This is a genomic window from Sodalis sp. (in: enterobacteria), from assembly GCF_047607725.1.
Classification (GTDB): Bacteria; Pseudomonadota; Gammaproteobacteria; order Enterobacterales; family Enterobacteriaceae; genus JBLKSS01.
The window spans coordinates 1-2,720 of the sequence record NZ_JBLKSS010000268.1 but is presented as its reverse complement, the minus strand read 5'-3'; the positions used below and the strand labels follow the sequence as shown (position 1 = coordinate 2,720).

The 2,720-nt window shown below is 59.4% G+C and carries 5 protein-coding genes; 4 read left to right on the top strand and 1 reads right to left on the bottom strand.

From position 1 onward, the window contains the following. Window positions 1-145 precede the first annotated feature (145 nt). Genes ACMX3H_RS18100 through ACMX3H_RS18085 form a run of 4 tightly spaced genes read left to right on the top strand, consistent with a single transcriptional unit; the run spans window position 146 to window position 2,109 of the window. Window positions 146-1,120 (top strand): phage tail sheath subtilisin-like domain-containing protein, encoded by a 975-nt coding sequence (locus ACMX3H_RS18100; protein WP_415211784.1) that lies wholly within the window; start codon window positions 146-148, stop codon window positions 1,118-1,120. Next, entirely contained in the window at window positions 1,117-1,260 is a 144-nt protein-coding gene (locus ACMX3H_RS18095; protein ID WP_415211783.1) for a phage tail sheath C-terminal domain-containing protein, read from the top strand. The genes ACMX3H_RS18100 and ACMX3H_RS18095 overlap by 4 nt, the downstream gene beginning before the upstream one ends. A gap of 9 nt (window positions 1,261-1,269) precedes the next feature. After that, a complete protein-coding gene (locus ACMX3H_RS18090; protein ID WP_415211782.1) occupies window positions 1,270-1,635 on the top strand; it encodes a phage tail tube protein in 366 nt (121 codons plus the stop codon). A 9-nt stretch (window positions 1,636-1,644) separates the two neighbouring features. Beyond that, a complete protein-coding gene (locus ACMX3H_RS18085; RefSeq protein ID WP_415211781.1) occupies window positions 1,645-2,109 on the top strand; it encodes a hypothetical protein in 465 nt (154 codons plus the stop codon). A gap of 148 nt (window positions 2,110-2,257) precedes the next feature. On the opposite strand, the gene ACMX3H_RS18080 is transcribed toward ACMX3H_RS18085, so the two are convergent. Next, window positions 2,258-2,410 carry a hypothetical protein gene (locus ACMX3H_RS18080; protein WP_415211780.1) on the bottom strand — a complete coding sequence of 51 codons (153 nt, stop codon included), beginning with the start codon at window positions 2,408-2,410 and terminating at the stop codon, window positions 2,258-2,260. Window positions 2,411-2,720: the final 310 nt, after the last annotated feature.

The window sequence follows — 2,720 nt, the reverse complement described above, 5'->3', positions numbered from 1 at the left end:
CATATGTATGTATGTATTTTTATATCTAAAATAGCAAGGCACATTAAACATGAAATTCGCAATAAACATGAACGAATTGTGAAATATTTAAATAACAGGACACTATTTTGCCACAATTTTTATATAAAATATCGGCGGTGTGCGGGTGCGCGTCACCGTGGAGAAAGGCCAGCAGGGTAAGGCGGTCGGTGATGCGCTGGCACGGGCGATTAATGCCCTGCCGTCGCTGCAGGTGACCGCCGTGTCTGCCCCGCCGGGGGGGGAAGATGTCACCGCCGACCAGACGGTGGTCACGCTCAGTGCGCGGTTTATTTCTGAATACTCGGCGCAGGATATCCGCCTGAATTATTACGATGGCGAGATAACGCCGCCCGGGCTGGCGGTGACCCTTGCCGCGCCCGCTGCACGGGCGACGAACCCTGATCTGGCCAACAGTATTGCCGCGCTGGGGGATACCCAGTATCACCATATCGTCATGCCCTGGCTCGATACCGCCAACCTGACATTATTGAGCGAGGCACTGCGCGACCGCTGGGGACCGACCAAAATGTCCGACGGTATCGCCTGGGCGGCCCATACCGGCAGTCTGGGGGAAATCACCCGGTTTGGTAAGACGCGCAATGACTTTCTGCTGACCTGTAGCGGCATTCAGCGCGCGCCCGAGCCGGCCTATCTGTGGGCGGCCACCCTGTGCGCCATTGGCGCAAAACACTTGAGTCTCGATCCGGCGCGTCCGCTGCAAAGCCTGCGTCTGCCCCGGCGGCTGGCTCCGGCATTGTCGGACCGGCTGTGCCCCAATGAGCGTAACCAGCTGTTGTATGACGGCATCGCCCCCGTGAAAGTGGGGGCCGACGATGGGGTACAGATTGAACGGCAAATAACCACCTATCGTACCAACGCCTATGGCGATCCAGATCCGTCTTACCTCGATGTGAATACCGTGGCGACACCGTCTTATCTGCGCTATTCCACCCGGGTACGCATCACCCAGCGCTTTCCGCGCCATAAGCTGGCCGATGACGGTACGCCGGTGGCACCGGGGCAGGCGATGGTGACCCCGGCCATTATCCGCACCCAGTTGCTGGCGCTGCCGATAGAGTGGCTGGAGGCGGGGCTGTGATTGAGAACTTCGATAGCTTCCACGACAGCCTGATTGTCGAGCGCAACAAAAACGACCGCAACCGCGTAGACGTGCTGTGCAAGCCGGATGTGATCAACCAGTTGCGCATTTTCGCAGAGCAGATCCAGTTTATTTTGTAAGGGGGCACGATGGCATTTGGCAAATACCAATACCAGGGCAAGGCCATTGTCCGGGTTAACGGGCAGGAATACCCGMCGATGACGGGGGCCACCTTTACGCCGTCCGGGGAAAAACGCGAGGAAGTGACCGGCGCACGGGTTTATGGCTATAAGTCAACACCGCGCGCCGCTACGCTGGAATGCAAATTCTCGGCACGGGGTGATCTGAGCGTGGACGTCATCAACGGCTGGCACGATGTCACGCTGGAGTTTGAAGCCGATTCCGGCGAAACCCATATGATGACCAACGCCTGGAGCAACGGGGAAGAATCCCTGACGGATGCAGGAGAAATCTCCGCCAAATTTACCGCCATTCGCAGCCAGCGTGTGGCGTAAGGAGCGAGCATGACCCACAGCATGGAAACCCTGGCGACGGCGGCACACGAGGTTGAAGGGGTGTCGCCGGATATTGCCAGCGTGGCCGACGAACTGGCGCGCGGGCAACTGACCCTGGTTGACGGCCTGATCACTGGCAGCGGTGACGACGAACAGCGCCATACAGACGTCACCCTGCGGCCATTAACCGGCAAAGACATTATTGATGCCGAGCTGGCCGCCGAGCGGGTAGTACAGACGGCTAACGGCTCAGAGTTAGTACGTTCACCGGCGATGGTGGAGTTTGAGCTGCTGCGCCGGCAGGTCGACCGGCTGGGCAACCTCAACGGCCCGTTGTCGCTGCTGCAACTGAAAAGCCTGTCGGCGCGCGATATTGAACGCCTTATCATCGCCCAGCGTCTGGGCGGCAGCGCCCTGGCCGGCCAGCTGGCGGCTGACGCGGGGCGACTGGATGCAGTGTCGGGAAAAAATTGAAGAAGCGGCGCTGATGCTCGCAACAGTCACCAAGTCGGGCATGGACTGGGCGCTTTCCCTGCCGTTAATCCGGCTCTACCGGCACTGCCAGCAAGCCACCCACTTATTACAGCGTGAGTAAACGATGGCCGGAAAGCAGATAAAAGCGTCAGTAATTGTTGACCTGCTGGGCAACCTGCCCCGGCAGGCGCGGCTGTTCGGTCAAAGTCTGGTCGGCATGGGGCGGCAAGGCGGCGCATCCCTGCACGGTCTCGGTCTTCGGGCGAATAGCCTGGGAAGTCAGCTTGACCGGCTGGGCCATCAGGGTCAGCGCACCTTTAGCGGTCTGCGCCTGGGACTGGCGTCGGTGTCATCCGGTTTTGACCATCTGGAGACGCGCGCCAAAGCGGCCTATGGCGGTGTAGCACGCCTTTACGGGCTGCTGGCCGGGGGCGCAGAAAGACGCAATGAACTCCTGGACGGGACTCACTTCCCAACTGGGCGATGTCTGGCAGCAGTTCGCCGTCAAGGTGATGAATCAAGGGCCATTTAAACGGCTTAAAACCGAGTTAAAAGACTTTCTGGATTTTGCCGGCGAGGCGCAGGAAAGCGGTTTGCAGGACCAATGGGCC